27 protein-coding genes are annotated in these 26599 nt (G+C 70.1%); 13 read left to right on the top strand and 14 right to left on the bottom strand.

Going from position 1 to position 26599, the window contains the following annotated elements; translation table 11 throughout:
- Window positions 1-119 precede the first annotated feature (119 nt).
- A complete protein-coding gene (gene argS, locus OH768_RS29920; protein ID WP_406458711.1) occupies window positions 120-1886 on the top strand; it encodes an arginine--tRNA ligase in 1767 nt (588 codons plus the stop codon).
- A gap of 79 nt (window positions 1887-1965) precedes the next feature.
- Here the strand turns inward: argS and OH768_RS29915 are convergent, their stop codons facing one another.
- Window positions 1966-2403, bottom strand: a complete 438-nt coding sequence (locus tag OH768_RS29915) for a peptidoglycan-binding protein (protein ID WP_406458709.1) — start codon at window positions 2401-2403, stop codon at window positions 1966-1968.
- 294 nt (window positions 2404-2697) lie between these two features.
- On the opposite strand from OH768_RS29915, the gene OH768_RS29910 reads away from it, so the two are divergent.
- The 4 genes from OH768_RS29910 to OH768_RS29895 are packed head-to-tail and all read left to right on the top strand — an operon-like array spanning window position 2698 to window position 6643.
- Window positions 2698-3465, top strand: a complete 768-nt coding sequence (locus OH768_RS29910) for a peptidoglycan-binding protein (protein WP_406458707.1) — start codon at window positions 2698-2700, stop codon at window positions 3463-3465.
- Window positions 3462-4298 carry a helix-turn-helix domain-containing protein gene (locus OH768_RS29905; protein WP_406458705.1) on the top strand — a complete coding sequence of 279 codons (837 nt, stop codon included), beginning with the start codon at window positions 3462-3464 and terminating at the stop codon, window positions 4296-4298. Before OH768_RS29910 ends, OH768_RS29905 begins: the two co-directional genes overlap by 4 nt.
- Before the next feature lie 17 nt (window positions 4299-4315).
- Window positions 4316-6250, top strand: coding sequence for a glycosyltransferase family 2 protein (locus OH768_RS29900; protein ID WP_406458703.1), 1935 nt, complete (start codon window positions 4316-4318; stop codon window positions 6248-6250).
- 45 nt (window positions 6251-6295) lie between these two features.
- A complete protein-coding gene (locus OH768_RS29895; protein WP_406458701.1) occupies window positions 6296-6643 on the top strand; it encodes a hypothetical protein in 348 nt (115 codons plus the stop codon).
- 69 nt (window positions 6644-6712) lie between these two features.
- Here OH768_RS29895 and OH768_RS29890 read toward each other — a convergent pair whose 3' ends face one another.
- Complete coding sequence (locus OH768_RS29890) at window positions 6713-7105, bottom strand: ATP-binding protein (protein WP_406458699.1); 393 nt, start codon at window positions 7103-7105, stop codon at window positions 6713-6715.
- 122 nt (window positions 7106-7227) lie between these two features.
- On the opposite strand from OH768_RS29890, the gene OH768_RS29885 reads away from it, so the two are divergent.
- Both OH768_RS29885 and OH768_RS29880 read left to right on the top strand, forming a co-directional pair.
- Window positions 7228-8037 (top strand): Scr1 family TA system antitoxin-like transcriptional regulator, encoded by an 810-nt coding sequence (locus tag OH768_RS29885; RefSeq protein WP_406458697.1) that lies wholly within the window; start codon window positions 7228-7230, stop codon window positions 8035-8037.
- Window positions 8037-8285: a DUF397 domain-containing protein gene (locus tag OH768_RS29880; protein WP_406458695.1), complete on the top strand. Its 249-nt coding sequence runs from the start codon at window positions 8037-8039 to the stop codon at window positions 8283-8285. The genes OH768_RS29885 and OH768_RS29880 overlap by 1 nt, the downstream gene beginning before the upstream one ends.
- On the opposite strand, the gene OH768_RS29875 is transcribed toward OH768_RS29880, so the two are convergent.
- Window positions 8282-9121, bottom strand: coding sequence for a helix-turn-helix domain-containing protein (locus OH768_RS29875; RefSeq protein WP_406458693.1), 840 nt, complete (start codon window positions 9119-9121; stop codon window positions 8282-8284). The two genes, OH768_RS29880 and OH768_RS29875, sit on opposite strands and share 4 nt — an antisense overlap.
- Before the next feature lie 112 nt (window positions 9122-9233).
- Here OH768_RS29875 and OH768_RS29870 point away from each other — a divergent pair, with 112 nt between their 5' ends.
- The 3 genes from OH768_RS29870 (at window position 9234) to OH768_RS29860 (ending at window position 11515) form a co-directional block, all read left to right on the top strand.
- Complete coding sequence (locus tag OH768_RS29870; protein WP_406458691.1) at window positions 9234-9836, top strand: NADPH-dependent FMN reductase; 603 nt, start codon at window positions 9234-9236, stop codon at window positions 9834-9836.
- 64 nt (window positions 9837-9900) lie between these two features.
- Entirely contained in the window at window positions 9901-10668 is a 768-nt protein-coding gene (locus OH768_RS29865) for a DUF4253 domain-containing protein (RefSeq protein WP_406458689.1), read from the top strand.
- A 97-nt stretch (window positions 10669-10765) separates the two neighbouring features.
- A complete protein-coding gene (locus OH768_RS29860; protein WP_406458687.1) occupies window positions 10766-11515 on the top strand; it encodes an SDR family oxidoreductase in 750 nt (249 codons plus the stop codon).
- Window positions 11516-11522: 7 nt separating this feature from the next.
- Here OH768_RS29860 and OH768_RS29855 read toward each other — a convergent pair whose 3' ends face one another.
- The 4 genes from OH768_RS29855 to OH768_RS29840 form a co-directional block, all read right to left on the bottom strand.
- Window positions 11523-12350: an arylamine N-acetyltransferase gene (locus OH768_RS29855; RefSeq protein ID WP_406458685.1), complete on the bottom strand. Its 828-nt coding sequence runs from the start codon at window positions 12348-12350 to the stop codon at window positions 11523-11525.
- A 28-nt stretch (window positions 12351-12378) separates the two neighbouring features.
- Window positions 12379-14280 carry an FHA domain-containing protein gene (locus tag OH768_RS29850; protein ID WP_406458683.1) on the bottom strand — a complete coding sequence of 634 codons (1902 nt, stop codon included), beginning with the start codon at window positions 14278-14280 and terminating at the stop codon, window positions 12379-12381.
- 107 nt (window positions 14281-14387) lie between these two features.
- Window positions 14388-15605 carry a PLP-dependent aminotransferase family protein gene (locus tag OH768_RS29845; protein ID WP_406458681.1) on the bottom strand — a complete coding sequence of 406 codons (1218 nt, stop codon included), beginning with the start codon at window positions 15603-15605 and terminating at the stop codon, window positions 14388-14390.
- Between the two features lie 82 nt (window positions 15606-15687).
- A complete protein-coding gene (locus tag OH768_RS29840; RefSeq protein WP_406458679.1) occupies window positions 15688-16590 on the bottom strand; it encodes an SAM-dependent methyltransferase in 903 nt (300 codons plus the stop codon).
- A gap of 268 nt (window positions 16591-16858) precedes the next feature.
- Between OH768_RS29840 and OH768_RS29835 the strand changes: the two genes are divergently transcribed.
- A complete protein-coding gene (locus tag OH768_RS29835; protein ID WP_406458677.1) occupies window positions 16859-17020 on the top strand; it encodes a hypothetical protein in 162 nt (53 codons plus the stop codon).
- Between the two features lie 15 nt (window positions 17021-17035).
- Here the strand turns inward: OH768_RS29835 and OH768_RS29830 are convergent, their stop codons facing one another.
- The 7 genes from OH768_RS29830 to OH768_RS29800 all read right to left on the bottom strand — a co-directional run bounded on the left by OH768_RS29830 (window position 17036) and on the right by OH768_RS29800 (window position 24437).
- Window positions 17036-17401, bottom strand: coding sequence for a DUF805 domain-containing protein (locus OH768_RS29830; RefSeq protein ID WP_406458675.1), 366 nt, complete (start codon window positions 17399-17401; stop codon window positions 17036-17038).
- Between the two features lie 44 nt (window positions 17402-17445).
- Window positions 17446-18441, bottom strand: coding sequence for a porphobilinogen synthase (gene hemB, locus OH768_RS29825; RefSeq protein ID WP_406458673.1), 996 nt, complete (start codon window positions 18439-18441; stop codon window positions 17446-17448).
- A 253-nt stretch (window positions 18442-18694) separates the two neighbouring features.
- A complete protein-coding gene (locus tag OH768_RS29820) occupies window positions 18695-20398 on the bottom strand; it encodes a uroporphyrinogen-III synthase (RefSeq protein WP_406458671.1) in 1704 nt (567 codons plus the stop codon).
- Window positions 20395-21339 (bottom strand): hydroxymethylbilane synthase, encoded by a 945-nt coding sequence (hemC, locus tag OH768_RS29815; RefSeq protein ID WP_406465499.1) that lies wholly within the window; start codon window positions 21337-21339, stop codon window positions 20395-20397. Before hemC ends, OH768_RS29820 begins: the two co-directional genes overlap by 4 nt.
- 134 nt (window positions 21340-21473) lie before the next feature.
- On the bottom strand, window positions 21474-23186 hold the full coding sequence (locus tag OH768_RS29810) for a glutamyl-tRNA reductase (RefSeq protein ID WP_406458669.1): 1713 nt from the start codon (window positions 23184-23186) through the stop codon (window positions 21474-21476).
- Window positions 23183-23950, bottom strand: coding sequence for a redox-sensing transcriptional repressor Rex (locus OH768_RS29805; protein WP_406458667.1), 768 nt, complete (start codon window positions 23948-23950; stop codon window positions 23183-23185). Before OH768_RS29805 ends, OH768_RS29810 begins: the two co-directional genes overlap by 4 nt.
- Before the next feature lie 247 nt (window positions 23951-24197).
- Window positions 24198-24437 carry a glutaredoxin family protein gene (locus tag OH768_RS29800; protein ID WP_406458665.1) on the bottom strand — a complete coding sequence of 80 codons (240 nt, stop codon included), beginning with the start codon at window positions 24435-24437 and terminating at the stop codon, window positions 24198-24200.
- A gap of 114 nt (window positions 24438-24551) precedes the next feature.
- Between OH768_RS29800 and OH768_RS29795 the strand changes: the two genes are divergently transcribed.
- A complete protein-coding gene (locus OH768_RS29795) occupies window positions 24552-25493 on the top strand; it encodes an HAD family hydrolase (RefSeq protein ID WP_406458663.1) in 942 nt (313 codons plus the stop codon).
- Window positions 25494-25808: 315 nt separating this feature from the next.
- On the top strand, window positions 25809-26582 hold the full coding sequence (locus OH768_RS29790) for an ECF subfamily RNA polymerase sigma factor, BldN family (protein ID WP_019075382.1): 774 nt from the start codon (window positions 25809-25811) through the stop codon (window positions 26580-26582).
- Window positions 26583-26599: the final 17 nt, after the last annotated feature.

Below are 26599 nucleotides of genomic sequence, written 5' to 3'. Positions count from 1 at the left end.
AGGGGCGCGGGGAACTGCGCGATCAGCCCCCACCGGGCCCGCACCCGAAAAACTCGCTTTACCCCCCGTGGGATACTGACCGTGTCTACCAAACCCACGAGGAGAACGGCTCCCACCCCATGACCTCGGTCACCTCGCTCACGGATCTCGTCCACCAGCGCCTCTCGGACGCCCTCGCTTCCACCCTCCCGGAAGCCGACGGAGTCGACCCCCTGCTGCGACGGAGTGACCGTGCCGACTTCCAGGCGAACGGCATCCTCGCCCTCGCCAAGAAGGCCAAGGCCAACCCCCGGGAGCTGGCGACGCAGGTCGTCTCGCACATCACGACCGGTGAGGTGATCCAGGACGTCGAGGTCTCCGGCCCCGGCTTCCTGAACATCACGATCACCGACAGGGCGATCACCGAGAACCTGGCCGCGCGCCACGCCGACCCGGCCCGCCTCGGCGTGCCCCTCGCGGAGCACCCCGGTACGACGGTCATCGACTACGCGCAGCCGAACGTGGCGAAGGAGATGCACGTCGGCCACCTCCGCTCCGCGGTGATCGGTGACGCGCTGGTCCAACTCCTGGAGTTCACCGGCGAGTCGGTGGTCCGGCGGCACCACATCGGCGACTGGGGAACGCAGTTCGGGATGCTGATCCAGTATCTGGACGAGCACCCGGGCGAGTTGGACCACGGCGACGCGCAGGTGACCGGCGAGGAGGCGATGTCGAACCTCGACCGGCTCTACAAGGCGGCCCGCAAACTCTTCGACTCCGACGAGGAGTTCAAGACGCGGGCCCGGCGCCGGGTGGTCGATCTCCAGGCGGGCGAGCCGAAGACGCTGGCCGCGTGGCAGAAGTTCGTGGACGAGTCGAAGATCTACTTCTTCTCCGTCTTCGAGAAGCTGGACATGGAGATCCGGGACCCGGACATCGTCGGCGAGTCGGGCTACAACGACATGCTGGACGAGACCTGCCGGCTCCTGGAGGAGTCGGGGGTCGCGGAGATCTCGGACGGCGCGCTGTGCGTGTTCTTCGACGACATCAAGGGCCCGGACGGCAACCGGACCCCGCTGATCGTCCGCAAGTCCGACGGCGGCTACGGCTACGCGGCGACGGACCTGTCCGCGATCAGGGACCGGGTCTTCAACCTGAAGGCGAACTCGCTCCTGTACGTGGTCGACGTCCGGCAGTCCCTGCACTTCAAGATGGTCTTCGAGACCGCGCGGCGGGCCGGCTGGCTGAACGACGACGTCACGGCGTTCCAGCTGGCGTTCGGCACGATCCTCGGCAAGGACGGGAAGCCGTTCAAGACGCGTGAGGGCGTGTCGGTGAAGCTGGAGGACCTGCTCGACGAGGCGGTGCAGCGGGCGACCGCGGTCGTCCGGGAGAAGGCCGAGAAGATGGGCCTGACGGAGGAGGAGATCGTCGAGAACGGCCGGTACGTCGGGATCGGCGCGGTGAAGTACGCCGACCTGTCGACGTCCGCCGTGCGGGACTACAAGTTCGACCTGGACCAGATGGTGTCGCTGAGCGGTGACACGTCGGTGTACCTGCAGTACGCGTACGCCCGTATCCAGTCGATCCTGCGCAAGGCGGGCGAGGCTCGGCCGCTGGCTCACCCGGAGCTCGAACTGACCGGTGCGGAGCGGGCGTTGGGCCTGCACCTGGACCAGTTCAGCGAGGTGGTCGCGGACGCGGCGAAGGAGTACGCCCCGCACAAGCTGACGGCGTACCTGTACCAACTGGCGTCGCTGCTCACGACGTTCTACGACCAGTGCCCGGTCCTCATGGCCGACACGGCGGAGCAGAAGGAGAACCGGCTGCTGCTGGTGGACCTCACGGCCCGGACCCTGCACCGGGGTATGGCGCTGCTGGGCATCAGGACGCCCGAGAAGCTCTAGGCGTCCTGGTTCACTGTCACGTACCGCGGCCCGTCCTCTCTCCCGGGAGGACGGGCCGCGGTCGTCGACGACGGTGACGTCAGCCGTTGGCGAAGCGCTCGAACGCGGCCCTGGTGCCCGAGCCGGCGTCGCCGTCGATCGCGCCGGTGTAACCCCAGCTGTTGGCCAGCAGCCGCTGGAGGGCCTTGATGGTGTTGACGCCCGGGTCGCCGTCGATCGCGCCGGTGTAGCCCCAGTAGGTCGCCAGGCAGCGCTGGAAGGCCTTCCAGCTGTTCGGGCCCAGCTGGCCGTCGATCGTGTCGGTGTAGCCCCAGTACGTCTTCAGCCAGCTCTGCACCTTCTTCGCCTCGGCGACGGTGAGGCCGAAGTTCTGGACCGCCTGGATCGAGACGGACGAGGCCTGTACGGAGGCGGCCGGCGCGGCGAAGCTGGGGGCGGCGAACGCGACACCTCCGACGGCGATACCGGCGACGGCGGTGAGGCTGACGAAGGTCCTGGCCACGACATTCGGTCGCATGGGTTCCTCTTTCGGGTAGTCGGTCGTCGTGCTGGAACGAGATTGCGGGCCGCGGCGGGCAGCTCGCCACGACCGGCGCCCAAGTGACGTCCACACGGGACGGCACCGTCGCTGAACTGCGGGGACGACGACAGCGGGGACGGTGGGACGGGACGCTCGGCGGACCGTTGTGGACCTTGGCCGATTCTCTTCGCGCTCCGGAACCGAATAGCCGTGCGAGGAGTGGTACGTGATGCAGAATGCGACGCGGCAGGGACCGCTGACCCCGGTCCCCGAACGCGAACTGGGGGGCACATGTCGCGTTGGAAGGCGCTGCCTGCGGAACTGGACCCGCGGGTCCGGCAGTTGGTGGTGCGGCTTCGTCGGCTGAAGGACCACAGCGGGCTGAGCGTGCGGCAGTTGGCGGCGCGCACGGAGTACAGCCCCAAGTCCTGGGAGCGGTATTTCGGCGCCCGTGCCCTGCCACCCGTACCGGCCGTGGCCGCGCTGGCCCGGGTCTGCGGCGAGGACCCGACCCGGCTGCTGGCGCTGCGCGAGGTGGCGGCCGAGGCATGGCCCGCGGCCGTACCGGAGTCGGAGGCGGACCCGGAGCCGGAGATCGTGCTGTCGGAGCGGCCTCCGCTCTCCCCCGAGCGCCGGGTGCTGCGCATCGCGCTGGTGGCGGGTTCGGTGACGCTGGTGCTGGCGGTGGCGTCGGCGGTGCTGGTGACCGTGCGGCTGATGGACGACGGCGGTGGCGGTACGGCACGGTCGTCGACGGCGCCACTGGCCGCGCCCGCGCCGGCCTCGCCGTCGCCGTACGCCTGCCGGATGGAGCGGGTCGGCGGGCACTGGTACGCGGGCAACAGCCGTACCCAGCAGGAGAATCTGGCCGTGGGCAGCGATGATCCCGCGGTGGCCGAGGCGCAGTGTCTGCTGCGGCGGGCGGGGATCTCCCCGGGCGGTATCGACGGGATATTCGGTCCGCTGACGGAGCACGCGGTGAGGGCGTTCCAGCAGCGGGCCGGGATCGGCGTGGACGGCATGGTCGGGCCGGACACCTGGAAGGCGCTGCGGGGATGAGCCAACTGGCCGCCGCTCTGCGGGAGTTGCGGGCCGCGACCGGGCTGAGCATGGCGGGGCTCGCGGCGAAGACGCCGTACAGCAAGTCGTCGTGGGAGAGGTATCTCAACGGCAGGACGCTGCCGCCGCGGGAGGCGGTGGAGGAGCTGTGCCGGCTGGCCGGGGAGCCGGTGGGCCGGTGTCTGGCGCTGTGGGAGATCGCGGAGTCGGAGGCGAGCGGACGCGGGGCGTCGGTCCCGGTGCCCGATGAGCCTGCTCCTGCTCCCCCGGTCGCCGCCCCTCCCTCCGCCTCCTCCGCTCCCTCCGCTCCCGAGCAGCGCGGCGTCGCCACGCTGGCCGTGCTCGCCTCCGTCTGCGCGGTGGCCGTGAGTGCCGTGGTCCTCGCTCTGGTGCTGCTTCCGGGGCCCTCCAAGTCCACTCCGCTGTCGCCGACCGCCGCGAGCAGTACGGCGACGGTGGCGTCCGGGCCAGGCTGTCACGGCGCGGACTGTGCGGGCCGCAGTCCGTTCGCGATGCTCTGTGCGCCGCAGCCCGACACCATCACCCAGCGCGAGACGGCCACCGGCGCGTGGGTGGAGCTGCGGCACAGCAAGATCTGCGGGACGACCTGGGCGCGGATGTGGGGCGGCCGGATCGGTGACCGGATCGAGCTGGTCGTGCCCGGCCGGGCGGGCTCCGGGCACGCGGCGGAGGTGGGGAACGCGGCGGAGGTGGACACGTACGCGTACACGATGATGGCCGTGACCGCGCCGGGAACCGTGGTCCGGGTCTGCTTCCAGCCCGCGGGGACCGGTACGGGGAAGAGGGAGTGCTTTGACGGGCGTGTGACGTAGCTGTGTAGTGTCCTGGAATGCCCAGAGTCAAGGTCAGTGTGATCGTTCCCGTCTACAACACCGGGAAGTACGTCGACGAGTGCGCCCCGTCGCTGCTGGGGCAGAGTCTGCCCGCCGACGAGTACGAGATCGTCTACGTCGACGACGGCTCGACGGACGACACCCTGAGCCGCCTGGAGAAGATCGCCGCCGGGCACCCCAACGTCCAGGTGCACACCCAGCCGAACTCGGGCTGGCCGGGCGCCCCGCGCAACCTCGGCATGCGGCACGCGAAGGGCGAGTACATCCAGTTCGTCGACCACGACGACAAGCTGGGGCCCGAGGCGCTGGAGCGGCTGTACGAGCACGCGAAGCGCAATGAGGCGGACATCGTCCTCGGCAAGATGTCCAGCACGATGGTGCGGCCGAGGCGGCTGTTCCGGCACACGGTGGACGCCTGCACGATCGAGAACGACGAGCTGATGCAGAGCATGTCGCCGCACAAGATGTTCCGGCGGGCGTTCGTCGAGGAGCACGGGCTGCGGTTCCCCGAGGGTCCGTGGATCCTGGAGGACCTGGCGTTCGTCAGCGCCGCGTACCTCAAGGCGGAGCGGATCGCGGTCCTCGCCGACTATCCCGTCTACTACTGGATGAAGCGCGACGACGGCGGCAACAACACCCAGCACCGTTTCGACCCCCGGCACGGCTTCTGGGCCAACACCCGCACGATCGTGGGCCAGATCAAGGAAGGCACCCCTGCCTCCGACGACATCGACGCCCTCCAGAACCGCCTCCTCCACCGCCTCTACCACGTCGAGGTCCTCTCCAGGACCCGCGAGCCCGAGATCCTGCGCGAGGACCCGGCCGAGCAGCGGCAGCGTTTCGAGGCGGCGCGCGAAGTGGCCGTGTCGGAGTTCCCGGCGGCGGTCCGGGAGGGCCTGCCCGCCGTGTCCCGGCTGCGTGCCACCCTGCTGGAGGCCGGTGACTTCGACGGCGCGGTGGCGCTCGCCGAGCGCGTCCGCGAGATCAAGCCCCGCACCACGGTGGGCGAACCGCGCTGGGAGAACGGCCACTTGGTCGCCGACATCACGCTGGAACTCCTGCGCGGCGACGGCGAACCCCTGACCCTGGTCGAGCGGGACGGCAGGCAGTGGCTGGACCCCGACCTCCTGGACGGCGTGCCGGGCGCGGCGGACGGCTGGGAGGTCCCGGACCCCTTCCGCCTCGCGTACGCGGAACTGATCGTCAAGGACCGCGACCGCGAGGACTGGTGGTACCCCGAGGGGGATCTCTCCCTTCACCTACGACCGCTCGGCGAGGGCCGCTCCCAGGTGGTCGCCTCCGGCCTGCTGTCCCTCGACCCGGAGCGGCTGGCGGGCGGACGCCCGCTGGAGCGCGGGGTGCACGACGTATGGGCCTACGTCCAACTCCTGGGCGTGGACCGGATGGTGCGTGTGACGGGCGACGCCACGCCGGGCACCCCGGCGACGGGTCCGGCACTGACCGGCGGCAGGCTGTCCCTCCCGTACTGGACCGGCAGCGGCCAGCTGGCCCTCGACGTGGACCAGCGCCAGCGCAAGCTGAGCCAGGACACGTCGACGCCGGCCGCGGTCAACGCCGGTCGGGGCGAGGGCAGTTCACTCCCGCTCCCGTACCTCGCGGCGGCGCAGGACAGCGCACCCGCCCGCCTGAAGGTCACCGTGGGCACGCTAGGAGTACAGGCCGAACTGCTCCCGGCCCCCGGAACCGACACGGCCCAACTCCGCCTCCCCGCCCGCCTGAAGCTCCCCTCCGGCCGCCACCCGGTCAACCTCCCCAAGACGGCCAGGCCCCTCGCGTACGCCGTCGTCCGCGACGGCACGGTGCTCCGCGTGGAGGGCCCGGCCTACGAGTCCGGCGGCGGACGCCGCTTCCTCGACGCGGTGGCGGACAACCGTCAAGTACGGCGGGTGCGGCGACTGTTGGGCCGGTAAGGGCTGCCGGGCCTCCTCGCGGGCCCGCCCTATTAGGGTGACGCGATGCGATTCAGAGTCGTGTTGATCGTCCTGTTCCTGATACCGCTGCTGTGGGGGACGGTGTCACTGCTGAGAGCCGGATCGGCCTACGGGGCCTACTGCCCCGGGGCCCTTTCGGGCGCGGACGGCGAGTCCCATCCCGATCCCATGAGGCCTGGCGACAGGTGCGAGCTCTCTTACGACACTGGCACCGGCCGCTCGATCGGCACGAGCACGTACGAGCAAGTGATGTTCGGCCGAGAACTGAAACGGCGGAGCCTCTACCAGCAGGGAACGTTGTTCACCCTGTATGGAACGGCCGGGATGGGCATCGTCGTTGTCGCTACCCGGAAGCGCGGGCCCGCGGCTTAGTACGGCAGTGGCGGACTCCGTGTCATGGCGTACTTCTTCGTCATGACGTGCCGGCCGATGACTGAGATCTCAGGAGCAGAGGCTGACGAACTCGGCCCACACCACCTTGCCCAAGTCCCGTTCCCCCACACCCCACTTGTCGGCCAGCGCCGCGACGAGCAGCAGCCCGCGTCCGCCCTCGTCGCCGGCGTCGGCCTCGTCCACGTGCGGGACGCCGCCCCCGCTGTCGTGCACCTCGACCCGCAGCACCTGGCCGTCGTAGCGCAGGAACACCCGGAACTGCCGTCCCGGCGGCACCCCGTGCACCAGCGCGTTGGTCGCCAACTCGCTGACGCACAGCAGCACATCGCCGCCGCGCTCGGCCTCCGCGAGTCCCCACTCGGCGAGGAACGCGTGCGCGAAGCGCCTGGCGGCGGGAACGGACCGGCGTTCGCGCCGGAAGAACTTCTCACTCGGGTTCACGGGACAAGAGTTGCTGAGCGTCACTACTGTTGACAGGGCGTGAGGCCTGGATTCGTTTTTGTACGGGCGGAGTACGGGTGCGCGCGGGGTCCGTAACTGGTGGATGTGGGGAGCACCACAGCATGAACTCGAAGAGGAACCGCTCGACGATGCGGCTACTGGGCTCACAGGTGAAAGCGGCCCGCATGGCTGCCGGGTTGACTCAACGCCAGCTCGCCGAACGGGCCATGGTCGACGAGGAGACCATCGCGTCCATCGAACAGGGCAGGCGACGGCTGATGCTCTCGCTGGCCAAGACGTTGGATCTGATCCTCGATACGAAGGGCACGTTGGCGGCGGGGGTCGACAATCTGCCGGAGATCGACCAATTCCCGTTGTTCGCCGAGGAGTACATGCTCCATGAGCGCGAGGCCATCTCCCTGTCCTGGTACGACGCGCTGGTCGTCCCCGGCCTGCTCCAGACCGAGGAGTACGCCCGCGCACTGCTGAGCAGTCGCCTTCCGGCTTACGACGAGGACGAGTTGGAGACGAAGTTGGCGGGCCGCATCAGCCGCCAGGAGATCTTGCAGCGCAAGAGTCCGCCGACGATGAGCTTCGTGATCTGGGAGCCCGCACTCCTGTGGCCCAACGGCGGCCACGAGACGCACCGCGACCAACTCCGTGCTCTGCGTGAGTACTCCGAACTCCCAGGCCTGACCCTGCAGATCCATCCGCTGAATCGGACATCCCACGCAGGGGCCGCTGGCTCCTTCATCCTCCTGGAGACGCCTGACCACCAGCACCTCGCCTACACCGAATCCCAGCGCGGCAGCCAATGGGTCTCCGACCCCGACGAGGTGTCCATCCTGACCCGTAAATATGCAATGCTGCGGACGCAGGCCCTCACCATCGAGGACTCACGAAGCCTGCTGGAACGTCTGCTGGGAGAGTAATGAGCAGCGCACTTCAGTGGTTCAAGTCGACCTACAGCAGCGAGGAAGGCGGCGCCTGCCTCGAAGTCGCCTACGCCTGGCGCAAGTCCAGCTACAGCGGCGACGAGGGCGGCGCGTGCGTCGAAGTCGCCACCTGCCCCCACACCATCCACATCCGCGACTCCAAGAACCCGGCGGACAGTAGCCCCACCCTCACCGTCTCCCCCTCCGCCTGGACCGCGTTCACGACCCACTCGGCCGCCCGCTAGCCGATCGCGCGAAGCGTGCCGCCAGGCCTGCGGCGAAGGCGTTCCACGGCCTGGGCCGTCGTCTCGTCGGCGGGCAGGAGGACGACCAGTTCCTGCGCGTCGGTGCGCGGCAGTTCCAACCGTTCGCGCTGCCAGCGCAGTTCGTGCGCGGTGGGGTGGTTGAGGCGGAGCGGGACCTGTGGCGGTGGCAGGTGGCGGTTGAGGCGTCGGGTGAACTCCTGCCCTGCCAGCGGGGCGAGGTCCGCCGTGAACCACTCCGAGGTCTCCAGGGACGGGCCGAGCCACAGGTCGAAGGCCTGCTCGTCGGCCACCTGGTCCCAGTCGGGGAAGAACGTCCGGGCGCGCGGGTCGGTGAACACATAGCGCGTCAGGTTCGGTTCCCGCGTTTCCAGCAGCCCGCTGCCGCGCATCACCAGCTCGAACCCCGTGGTGTGCGCGAGCACGTCGCCCAGGCGGTTGGTGACGAACGCCGGTGAGGGCTCGAGGAGTTGGAGGGTCGCCAGCACGGTCGGGCGGACCTGGCGGCTGGGCGGCGCCGGCCGCCGGTGCGTGGGGCAGGCTCCGCCGGTGATCTTGGTGAGGTAGCGCAGGTGCTGGCGTTCCGCCGCGTCCAGGCTCAGGGCGTCGGCGATGGAGTTGACCACGGCGGGGGACGGATTGCGGTCCCGTCCCTGCTCGATGCGGGTGAGGTACTCGACGCTGATCCCGGCGCGGGCAGCCAGGTCCGAGCGTCGTAGCCCCGGTGAGCGTCGACGGCCTCGGTCGGGGATCCCGAACGACTCGGGCTGGATGCTGTCGCGCTTGGCTCGGACGAAGTCCCCCAGTGGCGTGCCCATGACTCAAGTTTAGTGGCGGTGCCGGATCGCAAGGATGTCTCAGCGTGGCCCTGCGGGGGCCAGCCTGCGCCCGGTCTGGTTGCCGCTGCGGCGGCGGTGGACCGTGGATCTCATGAGTGAGAAGCAGAAGAAGCACAAGCTGGTCATCGTCGTCGGGAGCGTCCGCGAAGGGCGGTTCGGGCCCGTCGTCGCCTCCTGGGTCGCCGAACAGGCGCGCGTACACGGCGGGTTCGACATCGAGGTCGTCGACCTCGCCGACGTCGAGATCCCCCTGTCGCTGCCGACGGAGTCGCCCAAGTACGCCGGCGACTCCTACCCGCGCCCCGAAGGAATGGCGCCCCTGACGTCCAGTCTGGAGGGGGCGGAGGCCTTCGTCCTGGTCACGCCCGAGTACAACCACAGCTACCCCGCCGCGCTGAAGGCCGCCATCGACTGGCACTTCACCCAGTGGACGGCCAAGCCCGTGGCCTTCGTCAGCTACGGCGGCGCGGCCGGCGGCCGTCATGCCGTCCTCCACCTGGAGAACGTCCTCACCGAACTGCACGCGGTGACCATCCGCGACGGTCTGGCGTTCCCGAACTACTTCACCGCGTGGCAGGACGGGCAGCCACAGGACCCCGCGGCGCCCGGCTACGCCAAGACCCTGCTGGACCAGCTCGCCTGGTGGGCCGCCGCCCTGAGCACGGCACGCGAGGCGAGCCCGTACCCGGCCTGACCGGACTCCTCACGGCCAACTCCCCGCACTCCGGCTGTCAGTGGCCGCCTCTACAGTCTCTGACATGGCGACTCTTCCCAATCCGCTGCCGAAGCTGGCGGCCGACCCGAGCGGCAGCTCGCTCGGGCTTGAGCTCCCTCCCGGGAGACTGATCGACACGACGGCCGAAGGCCCGTCGGACGAACCGCTGTTGTGGTGCGCGGACGGACCGGCGGGGCCCGGTGACTTCGACGCGCTGCGGTCCGCGCGCACCGCCGGGCTCCTCCCGCTGCTCATGGACGTGGACGGCGACCAAGGCGGGCCGGAGAAGTGGGAGTTGAGCCCCGACGAGATGTCGTATCCCGGGGACCACGACGCCGACGAGGTGCTGGAGGATTTCTGGGAGGAGTACACGGACGAGGGCGACGAGTGGCCCGGCCTCGCCGAACCGCTCACTCTGGTCGCCGATCCCGACGAGCGGGCGGCCGACGTCGCCGACTCACTGACGGGCGGCGGGCCGGGGTTCAAGGCACCGCACCTCGCCCTGGTGCCGGCCCGCCGCAGCGCGGACATCCCGGCGGCGATCGGCTGGATGGGCCCCGCCCATCAGGAGAACGACACGGCTCGCCTCTGCGCGGTCCTCCGTTCCTGGGAAGACCGCTTCGGCATACGGCTCGTGGCCCTCGGCTTCGACCGGCTCACCGTGTCCGTGGCGGCCCCGCCCGCCGACCTCGACGAGGCCGAGGAAGTGGCCGCCGAGCACTTCGCCTTCTGCCCGGACGACATCGGCGACCTGGAGACGTACGCCCAGAAGCTGATCGGCCGGCCCACCTGGCACTTCTGGTGGGACTGACCCGAGCCTGAGGCCTCACCGCACTCCGGTGGTGGGGCCCGGCGGCCCGGGATACGTTCGGGAGGCCCGTCCCATTCGTCGCGCACCGGAGGCTGTGATGAGCGGAAGTGAGCCGGCCCGGCCGCAGGACCTGGCCGGTCAGACCGTCGTCGTGATCGGGGCGAGCTCGGGGATCGGGCTCGAAACCGCGCGCCAGGTCCGTGCCGCCGGTGGCGAGGTGATCATGGCCGCGCGGGATCCGCAGCGGCTGGAGCGCGCGGCTGCGGAGGTCGGGCCACTGAGCACCGCGATCCTCGACGCCACCGACACGGACCGGCTCCAGCAGTTCTTCGGCGGCCTTCCCCACCCGGTCGACCACGTCCTCTCGACCGTCGGCGGCCCCTTGTACGGGCCCCTGGCCGACCTGGACCTGGCGGAGACCGGCCGGTACTTCGGCGAGCGCCTGGCCATGGTGCTCGGGATCGCCAAGTACGGCCGGGACCGGGTCCGGGACGGAGGCACGCTGCTGTTCATCGGCGGCACGGGCGGTCGCCGCCCCGGCGTCGGCATGTCCGTCATCGCCGCGATGACGGCCGCACTCCCCGCCCTCACCGCGAACCTGGCCCTCGAACTGGCCCCGGTCCGGGTGAACGCCGTCGCCCCCGGCTTCGTCGACACCCCGCTGTCGGCCGCGCTCCTGGGCGACCGGCTCGACGCCCGCCGGGAAGAACTCCGCGCCTCGCTCCCGATCCGCCGCGTCGTCGGCCCGGCGGACGTCGCCGCCCTGGCCTTACACATCATGCGCAACGAAGCCCTGACGGGCGCGACCTACGACATCGACGGCGGGCAACAACTGTTGCCCCAATGACCGCCGTTCAAGTCAGCAGCTTCATTCCCTCCGGCGCCTCGATCCCGAACTCCTCGTCCAGCACCCGCCGTACGTCCTCCTCGTCCGCCAACTCCCGCTTGCGCACTTCTCCGTCGGCCCGCGTCTCGGTCAACAGGCTTCCGTGGAGCAGGAGATGGCGGTCGGTGGTGACCCGCTGGACGAACAGGCGCTGAGTGAAGGGAGAGCGCGGGTTCGTGGCGATGTGCCAGTTGATGACCTCGAAGTCGACGTGCTCGAAGGGCTCCAGGGTGAAGGCGTACTGCGGCTGCCAGGAGCCGTCGGCGCCGTGGGCCTCCAGCATCCACATCTCCAGCGGGCCGCGATGCGGCACCCGGACGAAGCGGTGCCGGCGCCCCGCGTCCTCGAACTCCCCGCCGAGCGCGAGCGGCACCGGTTCCAGCAGCGCCCCGATCGCCCCGAACCCGACGTCGGCCAGATACGGCCGCGGGTCGCCCGGCACGTCCACGCGGAGCGTCATATGGGTGCGCGGGCGGCTCTCGATCCGGTCCGTGCCCACGACCACCCGCGCTGTCAGCAGGGTCACCCCGAAGCCGAGCGCCCGCAGCGCGGTGGCGAGCAGCGTGTTCTGCTCGTAGCAGTAGCCACCGCGCCGACTGCGCACCAACTTGGCCATCAGAGCGGGCAGTTCGAGGGAGGGAGCGGTACGGCGGAGCGCGTCGAGGTTCTCGAAGGGGATGCCCCGCATGTGCGCGAGGTGCACCCCCTTCAGCGTCGCCGTGTCGGTCCGCCGCTCCCCCTCCCACCCGAGGTGCGCGAGGTATTCGTCGAGGTCGAAGCCATCACTTTCGGACATGCGCCCAGCTTATGGAGTCGGCCGTGCCCTACTGCTGCGTCGCCGGCTCCAGCGCCTCCACCGCCGCCGCGGCGGCCGAGGAGTCGGGGCCGTAGAAGATGTCGATGTCGACCTCCTCGCCGCCCATGGTCAGGGTGTCCCACGCGCCGCTGAGGACCAGCATGCGCAGGGTGCGGTCCTCCAGGGTCCCGAGGCGTTCGAGAATCGCGTCGTCGTCCGGCATGCCGGGCAGGCGGGGGGCGAGGCGGTCGCGGATGGCGCCCATGCGCGCCAGCAGGGTGGCCGTGTCGGCCTCGCGGTCGGGTTCCTCGCTGATGCCGTCGATGCCGTGGTCGATGATGTCCTTGATGGCCCAGGTCACGCCCTGGTCGTCGGTGGTGACCATGGCCTTCCAGGCGCGGCTCTTGTGCCGGTACTGGAGCATCGACATGGCGGCCTCGTGCCGCAGGAAGTCGGCGTCCCGGAAAGGCCTGCCGTTCCAGGCGCTGTTGAGGGAGCGGGCCAGTGAAATCGCGGACGCCAGGCCGCTGTTGAGGCCCCGGCCGGGCCAGAAGTGGATGGAGTTGGCCGCGTCGCCGAGGAGGAAGCCGTAGGTGCCGGGGGTGTTGACGGTCGGGGGCAGCAACTCGGCGGAGAAGCGCGGGCGTTGCACCATGTCGAGGCGGAAGCTGGTGACCGCGGACAGGTCCTGAGACTTGACGTCGAAGAGCCGCAGTCCCTCGTGCACCCGCTTCCACAGGGGCGAGCCCTTGATGAGGGCGGGGAGGAACAGCGTGCCGTGGGTGGCGCACTGGAAGTCGCCGTGCTCGTCGCGGTTCATCAGGCACGGGCGGGAGGCGATGCACTCCTCGAAGACCCGGCGGACCGGGTCTATGCCGATGACCTCGGTCAACTCGGCGTCGGTGAGCCGCATGTTGAGGAAGCCCTCGCCGCGCAACGAGTTGAGCAGGAACCGGTTCTGAGCGACCGTCAGCAGGATCGCCATCGGGTCCGGCAGCTCCGACTTGACGCGCAGGCCGAGGACGACGTCCCGCAGGTGGACGCCGTCGAGGGAGTAGATCGACTCGTCGGCCTTGCCGAAGCGGGCCGCGAAGTGCTCCCGGGTGCGCGACCGCCCGCCGTCGCAGATCGCCAGCACATGCTGCGAGGCGAGTTCGTCCCGCTGTTCCGCCGCGTCGAACTTGGCGGGGATCAGCCGTATGCGGTCCCGCTTCTCGTTCGCCAGCTCCAGCAACCGGTCCTCGATGTAGGCGATCCGCATGTTGCGCGGGTGGTGGTCGCCGATCGAGTCCGGGCCCGACGGCCACATCTCGGTGTAGTTCTCGGGGTCGAAGAGCCGGTCCTGCACGTACTGCGGCCAGGCGAGGTACTGCCGGCTCTGCACGGTCACCACCTGCTGGCGCCGTACGTTGCCCTCGTCCGCGTCCTTCCAGACGATGTTGCGGCCCTTCTTGCGCCACCGGCCCTCGAAGACGGTGATCTTGACCTGGGCCCCGAGGAAGTGCTCCAGGAGCAGCGCCATGGAGAGGCCGACCGGGCCACCGCCGACGACGGTGACCCGCAGCTCCGATCCGTCGCTCTCCTCCGGGTGGGTCACCGAACGGGGCAGGTTGAGTGCCATGAGGGTCTGCATGGCGTCCGCGACCTCGAAGCGGAACTCCTGGTCGCCGATGGTAATTTCATCGCCGGGCTGCAGCAGCCGGGACTCCACCTCTTCGCCGTTGACCTGGGTGCCGTTGCTGCTGCCGAGGTCGCTCAGGACGTATCCCGTGTCCTGGTCGAAGACGATCTCCGCGTGGAAGCGGGAGACGCTCGGGCTGGCGATGACGACCGTGTTCCCCGCGTTGCGTCCGAAGCTGACGCGGGTGTCGACGATCGGGATGCGCTCTCCTGCGAGCAGGCCTTCACGTCCGACGAGCACCGGTGCCATGGCACTTCCTTCCAGGGGTGATGACATCAGCAGCGCTGTGACACATCGACTCTATTCTTGCGTGATCAAGTATTCCAGAGGCCAACTCGACCCGTTACCAAGGGGATTCAGGCACTGGCTCCCAATCCCTCCCCCAGCCGCCTGAGCCCCTCCCTGATCTCCCCCGGCGGCTGCGTCACGAAGCACAACCGCATCGTCGACCGCTCGGGCTCCCCGGCGTAGAAGGGCGCGCCCGGCACATAGGCCACGTCCAGCCGCAGCACCCGTGACACCAGTTCCGTCGTGTCGTACGACTCCGGTAGCCGCGCCCACAGGAACATGCCGCCCTCGGGCCGCACCCAACTCGACCCCTCCGGAAGCGAATCGGCGAGCCCTCCGAGCATGGCGTCCCGCCGCTCCCGGTACACGGCGGCCACCCGCGCCACATGCGCGTCGAGGTCGTTGTCCGCCAAGTACCGTGCCGCGGCGAGCTGGTTGACGGTCGGCGTGTGCAGATCGGCGGCCTGCTTGGCGACAACACAGGCCCGGAGCAGGTCCGCCTGCGCCCGCAGCCAGCCGAGCCGCAGCCCCGGCGCCATCACCTTGGAGAAGGAGCCGAGCAGCACCGTACGGTCCGCCGCGCCCTCGTGGGCCGCGATCCACGGCAACCGCTCGCCCTCGAAGCGGAGTTCGCCGTAGGGGTCGTCCTCCACGATCCACAGCCCGCGCCGCGCGGCGACGGCGGCGACCGCGGCCCGGCGGGCGGCGGGCAGGGTGCGGCCGGTAGGGTTCTGGAAGGTCGGCACGGTGTAGAGCAGCTTGGGCCGCTCCCGCACGACGAGCTCGTCCAGCGCCTCCGGGTCCAGCCCCTCGGCGTCGCCGGGCACGGGGACGACCCGCGCACCGGCGAACGCGAAGACCTGAAGTGCCGCCAGATAACAGGGACTTTCGACCAGGACGACGTCCCCCGGCTCCAGCAGCGCGGTCGCCAGCAGCGACAGCGCCTGCTGCGAACCGGTGGTCACGAGCAGGTCGTCGGGCCCGGTGGGCAGCCCGCGCGCCGAGGTGCGCCCGGCGAGCGCGGCCCGCAGCACCGGCTCACCCTCGGTCGTCGCGTACTGCAACGCCCGCGCGGGTGTCTCGGCGAGCACCGCCTGATAGGCCGCCGCGATTCCGGTGGCGTCGAAGAGTTCGGGGGCCGGAAGCCCGCCCGCGAAGTTGATCACCTCGGGGCGGGCGGTGACGGCGAGGATGTCCCGCACCGGCGAACCGCCGATCGCACGGGCCCGGGCGGCGAACGGGGGGAGCGGGGCAAGGGGGACGGGGACTGACTCGGTGATGGCCATGACCGGCAGCGTAGAAAGATACCTGCCGCCTACAAACAGGTTTCCGCGATCCGGACGATCCGAATGACCGCCCCCTGGCCGATCAGGCCTTCGTGCCGGTCGCCCCGTAGACGTTGATGTCGTCGTCCGTCACATCGTTGATGTCCCGGTAGGTGATCTTCTCGATGTCGTCGAGACCGTCGAAGTACGCCTGCTCCACCACCGGCGGGGCCGGAGCCGGACCGGGGTGCCACTGGTGGGCGAGGACGACACCCGGCTCGTCCAGGGTGACCCCCCGGGCCTCGGTGAAGAACCGCTCGACCTCCGCCTTCGTACGGAACACGAAGGTGAACCCCCGCTCCGTGTACGTCCGTTGGACGGCGCGGGTCGGGATCGGGTGGATCTCGTCGGTGAGATGGCTGAGCACGAGATGACTGCCGGACGGCAGCACGTCCACCAGCTCACGCACCAGCGGGTACGCCTCCTCGTCCTCGACGAAGTGCAGGATCGCCACCAGCAGCAGCGCGATCGGCTCGTTGAAGTCGAGGGTCTTGGCGGCCTGTTCGAGGATGTCGGCCGGGCGGCGCAGGTCGGCGTCGATGTAGTCGGTACGGCCCTCGTCCGTGCTGGTGAGCAGCGCGCGGGCGTGCGCCAGGACCACCGGGTCGTTGTCGACGTACACGATCCGCGACTCGGGGGCGACGGCCTGGGCGATCTGGTGCACGTTCTCCGCGGTGGGCAGCCCGGTGCCGATGTCGAGGAACTGGCGGACCCCGTGCTCCCGCGTCAGCCGGGTCACCGCGCGGCGCATGAAGTCCCGGTTGTGCCGTACGTCGAGATAGCCGCGCGGGTTGGCGGCGAGCGCTGCGGCGGCGGCCTCGCGGTCGACGGGGTAGTTGTCCTTGCCGCCGAGGAAGACGTCGTAGACACGGGCCGGGTGCGCCTTGGTGGTGTCGATCCTCCTTCTCAGCTCGGCGGGATCCTGGCTGAGGGCGTCACCGGGCATGCGTGTCTCCCAGAAGAGTGGGTCATCGGCCAACCGGAGCGGTGCTCAAGTGCAGTGGTCAACAACCTAACTCCCGGCGGGACTTGATGGTGCCCAAGTGGGAGGAAGGGTCCCGGCGTCCCGTACCGCGCCCGGAAGGGACGACATCCCCGCAGGTCAGCGCGGGCGGGACGGTCCGGGCGTCCCGAATCCTGCGCCGGCCGTAGCGCACGCGCGGCCCGACCGCCCAAGCTGCAACCCGTACCGCATCGCTCCGACAGGGGGACCCATGCCCGTCCGCACCACCCGCGTCCGCCTCCTGGCCACCGCGACGGCGGCCGTGCTCGCCGCGCTGCTGCTCACGGGCTGCAAGGACGGCATGGGCGTACGCGACGAGGGCCCGTCGGGCACGACTCCCGCACCGACCGCGACCGCACGGTCCCCGCGCTGAGGGCCGGTGCCGGGGTCAGGCGTGCGCCGGAATCCGCTTCGGGCACGGGCCGAACCGGTTCTCGCCCGGCTCGCTCTCCGACAGCAGGAAGATCAGCATGACGACGGTGCCGACGAACGGCACGAGACCGATGAGGGACCACCACCCCGAGTGGTCCGTGTCGTGCAGCCGACGGACGGTCACGGAGAGGCCGGGCAGCAGAAGCATCACGCTGAACACGAACGCGGCGACGACGAGCGCCGGCGACCTCCCCGAGGCGCCGAACCCGACCAGCACGACACAGCCGACGTAGCCGAACGCCACGAACGTCCAGTACTCCAGGCGCCGCGCCCGCCCGCCGAAGTCGGCGTACTTCCCCATCGCCTCCACGAACCAGTGCACAGCTGCCCCCTGCCCGCCCGGGTGATCCCGCTCTCGCCATTCCCTCAGTCGCGCAGCTTAAGGGCCGCCTCGACCGCCCAGTAGGTCAGGATGTTCCGCGCCCCGGCCCGCTTGATCCCGGTCAGCGTCTCGAAGATCGCCCGGTCCCGGTCCAGCCAGCCCTTCTCGGCGGCGGCCTCGACCATCGAGTACTCGCCGGAGATCTGATAGGCGGCGACCGGCACGTCCGAGACCTCGGCGACCTTGGCCAGGATGTCGAGGTAGGGCCCGGCAGGCTTGACCATCACCATGTCGGCGCCCTCTTCGAGGTCGAGCGCCAACTCCCGCATCGCGTCACGGGCGTTGGCCGGGTCCTGCTGGTACGTCTTGCGGTCCCCCTTGAGCGAGGACCCGACGGCCTCGCGGAACGGCCCGTAGAACGCGGACGAGTACTTGGCCGTATAGGCGAGGATCGCGACGTCCTCCCGCCCGATCTGGTCGAGCGCGTCCCGGACGACCCCGATCTGCCCGTCCATCATCCCGCTCGGCCCGACGACATGGGCGCCCGCGTCGGCCTGCACCTGAGCCATCTCGGCATACCGCTCAAGGGTGGCGTCATTGTCGACGCGCCCCTGCTCGTCAAGCACGCCACAGTGCCCATGGTCGGTGGTCTCGTCGAGGCACAGGTCGGACATGACGAGCAGCTCGTCCCCGACCTCGGCCCGCACGTCCCGCAGCGCGACCTGGAGAATCCCGTCCGGATCCGTCCCCGGCGTACCGAGCGCGTCCTTCTTGCTCTCCTCCGGCACGCCGAACAGCATGATCCCGGAGATCCCGGCGGCCACGGCCTCGGCGGCGGCCTTCTTCAGACTGTCCCGCGTGTGCTGCACGACCCCGGGCATGGCCTCGATCGGCACCGGCTCACCGATGCCCTCCCGCACGAACGCCGGGAGGATGAAGTCGGCCGGGTGCAACCGGGTCTCGGCAACCATCCGCCGCATGACGGGGGTGGTCCGCAGCCGCCGGGGGCGCGAGCCGGGGAAGGATCCGTACGTCGTCATGACATCTACGCTACGCCCGCCCCAGGGGCACCTTTGCCGACGGTGAGTCGGTGCACATTACGGCACGCTTCGGGGCGCTTTTCGGTGCGATATTCGAGTCACTTTTCAGCGCAGGTCAGCAATATTCAGCCTGTTGGGGGTCCCCCCTCTGGGGGAGTTTGAGGACGAGGCCCCTTCAGGGCCGAAGCGGGGTGTGGGGGCGCAGCCCCCACGGACGCCCGCCCCCACTCACCTCAAGCCGAAAGAAACAACCTCAAGTCGTCCGCCGCCGCCGGGCCCCCGGCCGACGCTCACTCGGCCGAGTAACCGGATCCCCGGCTTCCGCCGCCGCAGCGCGCCTCCGCAAGCCGAAGTTCGCCAACGCCTCGGCCAACTTGTGCACGGACGGCTCCGGAGCCATCACATCCACCCGCAGCCCATGCTCCTCGGCCGTCTTCGCCGTAGCGGGACCGATACACGCGATCACGGTCACGTTGTGCGGCTTCCCGGCAATCCCCACCAGGTTCCGCACAGTCGACGACGAAGTGAAGAGAACGGCATCGAAGCCACCCCCCTTGATCGCCTCCCGCGTGTCCGCCGGCGGCGGCGAGGCCCGCACGGTCCGGTACGCGGTGACGTCGTCGACCTCCCACCCGAGCTCGATCAGCCCGGCGACAAGAGTCTCCGTGGCGATGTCGGCACGCGGCAGGAACACCCGGTCGATCGGGTCGAAGACGGGGTCGTACGGCGGCCAGTCCTCCAGCAGACCGGCGGCCGACTGCTCACCACTGGGCACCAGATCCGGCTTCACACCGAACGCGATCAGCGCCTTGGCGGTCTGCTCGCCCACCGCAGCGACCTTGATCCCCGCGAAGGCCCGCGCGTCGAGCCCGTACTCCTCGAACTTCTCACTCACTGCCTTCACCGCGTTGACCGACGTGAAGGCGATCCACTCGTAGCGGCCCGTCACCAGTCCCTTGACCGCGCGCTCCATCTGCTGGGGCGTGCGCGGCGGTTCGACGGCGATCGTCGGCACCTCGTGCGGGACGGCGCCGTAGGACCGGAGTTGGTCGGAGAGCGAGGCCGCCTGCTCCTTCGTGCGCGGGACGAGGACCTTCCAGCCGAACAGCGGCTTGGACTCGAACCACGACAACTGGTCGCGCTGGGCGGCGGCGGAACGCTCACCGACCACGGCTATCACCGGCCGGCCACCGTCCGGGGACGGCAGCACCTTCGCCTGCTTCAGTGTCTGCGCGATGGTGCCGAGCGTCGCGGACCAGGTCCGCTGACGAGTGGTCGTACCAGCCACTGTGACCGTCATCGGAGTGTCCGGCTTGCGGCCGGCCGCCACCAGTTCGCCCGCGGCCGAAGCCACCGAGTCCAGCGACGTCGACACGACCACCGTGCCGTCCGATGCGCCGACCTCGGTCCAGCAGCGGTCCGAGGCGGTACGGGCGTCCACGAAGCGGACGTCCGCGCCCTGCGCGTCCCGCAGCGGGACACCGGCGTACGCGGGCACGCCGACGGCCGCGGCGACACCCGGCACGACCTCGAAGGGAACACCCGCGGCGACGCAGGCGAGCATTTCCTCGGCGGCGTACGTATCTAGTCCGGGGTCCCCGGACACCGCACGCACGACCCGCCTGCCGCCCCGCGCGGCCTCCATGACAAGATGTGCCGCATCCCGCACAGCGGGTAGGCCAACGGTTGTTGACACACCGTCAACGACCGTTAGTTGAGGCGTGCCCGTGCCCGGGAACGAGTCCGAAGAAGGACCCGGATCCGGATGCACGACGGCCACGCCCGGTCGGGCGTGCGCACGTACGACGTCGAGCACCTCGTGCTCGGCGACGAGTACGTCCGCGTTCGCCAGCGCCTCCACGGCGCGCAGTGTGAGCAGTCCCGGATCTCCGGGTCCGGCACCCAGGAAGGTGACGTGCCCGTGTTCCGGACCGGCGGGAAGAGTGGTGGGGCTCACTTGGCTTGCTCCCCCATCAGACCGGCCGCGCCCTGGGCGAGCATCTCGGCGGCGAGTTCGCGACCGAGCGTCAGTGCTTGGTCATGCGTCTCGGGCACGGGACCGGTGGTGGACAGCTGCACCGTACGCGAACCGTCGGTCGTGCCGACTATTCCGCGCAGGCGCATTTCCTTGACAATCTGCCCGTCGGCCAGAAGGTCGGCCAGCGCGCCCACAGGGGCGGAGCAGCCGGCCTCCAGGGCGGCGAGCAGGGACCTTTCGGCAGTCACGGCGACCCGCGTGAACGAGTCGTCGAGCTCGCCGAGTGCCGCGATCAAGTCCGCGTTGTCCGCGGCGCATTCGATCGCCAGGGCCCCCTGGCCGGGGGCGGGCAGAACCGTGTCGACCGACAGGAAGTCGGTCACTTCGTCGAGCCGGCCGATCCGGCTCAGTCCGGCGGCGGCCAGGACGACGGCGTCCAGCTCACCGTCCCGCACGAAGCCGATCCGGGTGTCGACGTTGCCCCGGATCGGGACCGTCTCGATGTCGAGGCCGTGGCCGCGCGCGTACGCGTTCAGCTGGGCCGTGCGACGCGGGGAACCCGTACCGATGCGCGCCCCGCGGGGCAGGTCGGTGAACTTCAGGGCGTCCTTGGCGACGAGCACGTCCCTCGGGTCCTCGCGCTCCGGGACGGCGGCGAGCACCAGGCCCTCGGGCTGCCCGGTCGGCAGGTCCTTCAGCGAATGAACCGCGAAGTCGACCTCACCGCCGAGCAGCGCGTCCCGCAGCGCGGTCACGAAGACCCCGGTGCCGCCGATCTGGGCGAGGTGCTCGCGGGAGGTGTCGCCGTAGGTGGTGATCTCGACGAGCTCGACGGGCCGTCCGGTCACCTGTCTCACGGCGTCCGCCACCAACCCGGACTGGGCCAGGGCGAGTGTGCTCCGCCTGGTCCCGAGCCTCAGTGGTGCCCCTTTTTCCTGCTCCCGCCTCCGGGGCGCCTCAGCCGGTGTCGAGAGTCCGACCGTGCTCAGCCCTTCGGGCCTCCGCGCGCTCGGTCTCTCGACACCGGCGCGCCCCTGCGGCTCACGCGTGCTACTCATGCTGGCCCTCGGTTCTTGCTGTTCTCGTTCTCAGAGTCTTCGTCAGCCCGGGAGACGGAGGCCACCGTCTCCTGGTCGAGATCGAACAGGGTGCGCAGCGCGTCCGCGTACCCGGCACCGCCGGGCTCGGCCGCGAGCTGCTTGACCCGTACGGTCGGGGCGTGCAGCAGCTTGTCCACCACGCGCCGCACGGTCTGGGTGATCTCGGCGCGGTGCTTGTCGTCGAGGCCGGGCAGCCGTCCGTCGAGGCGAGCGATCTCGTTCGCGACGACATCGGCGGCCATGGCGCGCAGGGCGACCACGGTCGGCGTGATGTGCGCGGCCCGCAGGGCTGCCCCGAAGGCCGCGACCTCGTCGGAGACGATACGCCGGACCGCGTCCACATCGGCCGCCATCGGAGCGTCCGCCGAGGCCTCGGCGAGCGACTCGATGTCCACCAGCCGCACCCCGGCCAGCCGGTGCACGGCGGCGTCCACGTCACGCGGCATCGCGAGGTCGAGGACCGACAGCGCCGGCGCGGGGCGCGGGATCTGCGCGACGGGCTCGGGCCTGCGGCGCTCGGGGATCCGGCCGACGGTGGCAGCCATGGTGGCGAGTTCGGTGATGAGCTCCGCCTCGGCCTCGGGCGTACGCCGGGCCGCCTCGCGCCGGTCGAGGGCACTGCCGCCGACCCAGGCCGCGTGCTGCTCCAGCGTCGCCGCGTCCATCCCGGCCACGGCGGCCTCCCCCATCACGGAGAAGCCGGTCGAACCCTGCACCGCGGAAAGCTCCAGCGGACAGCCGTCCTCGGCCCCGACGGAGGTCGGCGGAAGCTCTTCGCGTACGACGTCCTTCACGGCCGTACGACCTGCCGTCGCGTCCTGCGACACCCGGCCCTCGACCGCTCCCGCGACCGTGTCCGCCGTCAGGACCAGGCCCGTCGCGCCGGTGCAGGACACGGTGACATCGGCACGTGTCAGCTCGAACGGCACCGACTCCATCGGTACCGCGCGGGCCGACACGTCCGTTTCGGGGCTCTCGGTGATGATCTGGGCGAGCCGCTCGGCGCGGTCGGAGGTGCGGTTGGCGACGACGATCTCGGCGACCCCGGCGCGGGCGAGGGTCGCGGCGGCCAGCGACGACATGGAGCCGGCGCCGATGACCAGGGCGCGTTTCCCCTTGGCCCAGGCCTCGACCGGCGTACCGGAGGAGAGCTGCTGAAGGCCGAAGGTGACCAGGGACTGGCCGGCGCGGTCGATGCCGGTCTCGGAGTGGGCGCGCTTGCCGACTCTGAGGGCCTGCTGGAACAGGTCGTTCAACAGCCGCCCGGCGGAGTGCAGTTCCTGCGCCTTGGCCAGCGAGTCCTTGATCTGGCCGAGGATCTGGCCCTCGCCGACCACCATCGAGTCGAGGCCGCAGGCCACCGAGAAGAGGTGGTGGACGGCCCGGTCCTCGTAGTGCACGTAGAGATAAGGAGTGAGCTCGTCCAGGCCGACCCCGCTGTGCTGGGCGAGCAGTGTGGACAGCTCGGCGACGCCCGCGTGGAACTTGTCCACGTCGGCGTAGAGCTCGATGCGGTTGCAGGTGGCCAACACCGCGGCCTCGGTGGCCGGTTCGGCGGCGACCGTGTCCTGCAGCAGCTTGATCTGGGCGTCCGCGCCCAGCGTGGCCCGCTCCAGGACGCTGACGGGGGCGCTGCGGTGGCTCAGCCCGACGACGAGGAGACTCATGCCGGCATCACGGCGGGGACGTCCCCGTCAGGGCCCTGCTCGGTGGAGTCGCCGCGGTGCGCGGCGGCCGGGTGCGCGCCGTCGGCTGCGGCGGCGGCCTCCTCGCCGGCCTTGCGCTGCTCGTGGAAGGCGAGGATCTGCAGCTCGATGGAGAGGTCGACCTTGCGGACGTCGACGCCGTCCGGGACGGTCAGCACGGTCGGCGCGAAGTTCAGGATGGAGGTGACCCCGGCGGCCACGAGCCGGTCGCAGACGGGCTGGGCGGCACCGGCGGGCGTGGCGATGACGCCGATCGAGACGCCGTTGTCGCTGATGATCTTTTCCAGCTCGTCCGAGTGCTGCACCGGGATGCCCGCGACGGGCTTGCCGGCCATCGCCGGGTCGGCGTCGATGAGGGCGGCGACACGGAAGCCGCGCGAGGCGAACCCGCCGTAGTTGGCGAGGGCGGCGCCGAGGTTGCCGATACCGACGATCACGACCGGCCAGTCCTGGGTCAGGCCCAGTTCGCGGGAGATCTGGTAGACGAGGTACTCGACGTCGTAGCCCACACCACGGGTGCCGTAGGAGCCGAGGTAGGAGAAGTCCTTGCGCAGCTTCGCGGAGTTGACGCCCGCGGCGGCGGCGAGCTCCTCGGAGGAGACCGTGGGTACCGAGCGCTCCGAGAGTCCGGTCAGCGCGCGGAGGTACAGCGGGAGACGGGCGACGGTGGCCTCGGGAATCCCTCGGCTACGGGTCGCCGGTCGGTGAGTTCGGCCAGTTGCCACGGTGCTCCTGCGGGTAGAGCGGGGCTGTGGGCGGTCACACGAACCCAGACCGCCCCGTCGGAAGCAGGCTATGTCTTTGTGAACGCGTGCACAAAGATGGTGTCCGATTTGCCCGGCCAACGTGACCGGGGTCACGCACACGCGTCCCAGGCGTATTCCAGGGGGCAAAACCGCCACACTCCTCGTAATTCCCGCCCCCGAGACCAAACCGCCGTCGATCCTAAGCGACGTTCGGGTGCGCGTTGAACTACTTGGTCAGTTCCCGGCGCAGACGGCCCTCGTCCACCCGCCAGAAAGTGTGCTGTTTCCCATCCACCAGGACGACCGGGATCTGCTCCCAGTACTCGTCGTGGAGACGCTGGTCCACGGTGATGTCCTTCCGCTCCCAGGCGACCCCGAGGTCGGCGCAGACCTTCTCCACGACGAGCTGCGCGTCCTCGCACAGATGGCAGCCGGGCTTCCCGATGAGGGTGACGAGATGACTCATGCACCCCATTCTCACGCCACCCGGCCACTTCTTTAACGGCCCGGTCGCGGAGAGTTCACAGCCTCCGAACCTCTCGGCTCCGGAACCACCGAACAGACTGGCTATGCTCACGACATGGCCGCTCTCGGATGGCTCACTCCCCGTAGGCGCTCCGCCACGGCGCGGAGCGTGTTGGCAGGCGAGGCCTCTGCGGAGGCAGCGCGCAAGTCGTCGCAGGACGTCCAGGACATAGAGGACGCCCTCACGAAAGAAACCACGCAGGAACCGGAGTTCCCGGTCCTCGGCGACGACAGAGCAGCCGCCTTCTTCGACCTCGACAACACCGTCATGCAGGGCGCGTCGATCTTCCACTTCGGCCGTGGCCTGCACAAACGGAAGTTCTTCGAGACCCGCGACCTCCTCAAGTTCGCCTGGCAGCAGGCCTGGTTCAGGCTCGCCGGCTCCGAGGACCCCGAGCACATGCAGGAGGCGCGCGACTCCGCGCTGTCCATCGTCAAGGGCCACCGCGTCGCCGAACTCCAGTCGATCGGCGAGGAGATCTACGACGAGTACATGGCCGAGCGCATCTGGCCCGGCACCCGCGCCCTCGCCGAGGCGCACCTGGCCGCGGGCCAGAAGGTGTGGCTCGTCACAGCGGCCCCGGTGGAGATCGCCAATGTGATCGCCCGCCGCCTCGGCCTCACCGGCGCGCTCGGCACGGTCGCCGAGTCCGTCGACGGCGTCTACACCGGCAAGTTGGTCGGCGAACCGCTGCACGGCCCCGCGAAGGCGGAGGCGGTCAAGGCGCTGGCCGCGGCGGAGGGCCTGGACCTCTCCCGGTGCGCCGCCTACAGCGACTCGCACAACGACATCCCGATGCTCTCGCTGGTCGGGCACCCCTACGCCATCAACCCGGACGCCAAGCTGCGCAAGCACGCCCGGCAGTTGGACTGGCGGCTGCGCGACTACCGCACGGCCCGCAAGGCGGCCAAGGTCGGCATCCCGGCGGCGGCCGGCGTGGGCGCGGTGGCGGGCGGCACGGCCGCGGCGATCGCATTGCATCGCCGACGCCGGTGACGCGGTAAACACAACCAATCCACGGGTCGTACCCGCGTAACCCCCTGTCCAGTCACGTTGGCTGCACACGGCCACAACACGCCCTGCTCCCTGACTGAATTCGGACCGTTCTGATCAACAACCGTTCACTCTGCGGTACTTGATCGAGCGTCAATCGGTTACAGAAGCGACGTAATCGATGATTTGAGCAACTGCGTGTAGCAGCGCCTGCACGAAGCGTTATTCTCCTCAGACGCAATCCGGCACCTCTCTGTCGCTACGACGGGTGAACGTTCCGGTACTGCACGTGATGGAAGCTCTGCCTCTGGGAGTCCCGTGTACCCACACGTCGGGGTTGACGCCTCGGGCCTGGCTACGCTGCGCGCAACGGTCCAAGACCTGTTGCGCGGCTTCGTCCCCACCGCGTACGCCGTCCCCGCCGCCTTCGCCACCACCGCACCCGTCGGTCCGTGCTACGCACTGGCCGACGGCGGCGCTGCTGTTGGCAGACGAGGGCGCTCGGCCGGCGCCGCCACCGCACGCCGTCCGGCCGCTGACAGCGACAGCGCCCGGATGATGGACCTCGTGGAGCGTGCCCAGGCCGGCGAAGCCGACGCCTTCGGCCGCCTCTACGACCAGTACAGCGACACTGTGTACCGGTACATCTACTACCGAGTGGGAGGCAAAGCCACCGCCGAGGACCTCACCAGCGAGACCTTTCTGCGCGCCCTGCGCCGCATCGGCACCTTCACCTGGCAGGGCCGCGACTTCGGCGCCTGGCTGGTGACCATCGCCCGCAACCTCGTCGCGGACCACTTCAAGTCGAGCCGCTTCCGGCTGGAAGTGACCACCGGCGAGATGCTCGACGCCAACGAGGTCGCGCGCTCCCCCGAGGACTCCGTCCTGGAGTCCCTGTCGAACGCCGCCCTCCTCGACGCCGTACGACGGCTCAACCCCCAGCAGCAGGAGTGCGTCACGCTCCGCTTCCTCCAGGGCCTCTCCGTCGCGGAGACCGCCCGGGTGATGGGCAAGAACGAGGGCGCGATCAAGACCCTCCAGTACCGCGCCGTGCGCACTCTCGCCCGGCTCCTCCCGGACGACGCCCGCTGACGGCATACGCTCGGTAA

The sequence above is a fragment of the Streptomyces sp. NBC_01622 genome (assembly GCF_045209635.1).
Classification (GTDB): Bacteria; Actinomycetota; Actinomycetes; order Streptomycetales; family Streptomycetaceae; genus Streptomyces.
Note: the sequence above shows the minus strand (reverse complement) of the source record. Positions and strands in the feature narration are given on the sequence as shown.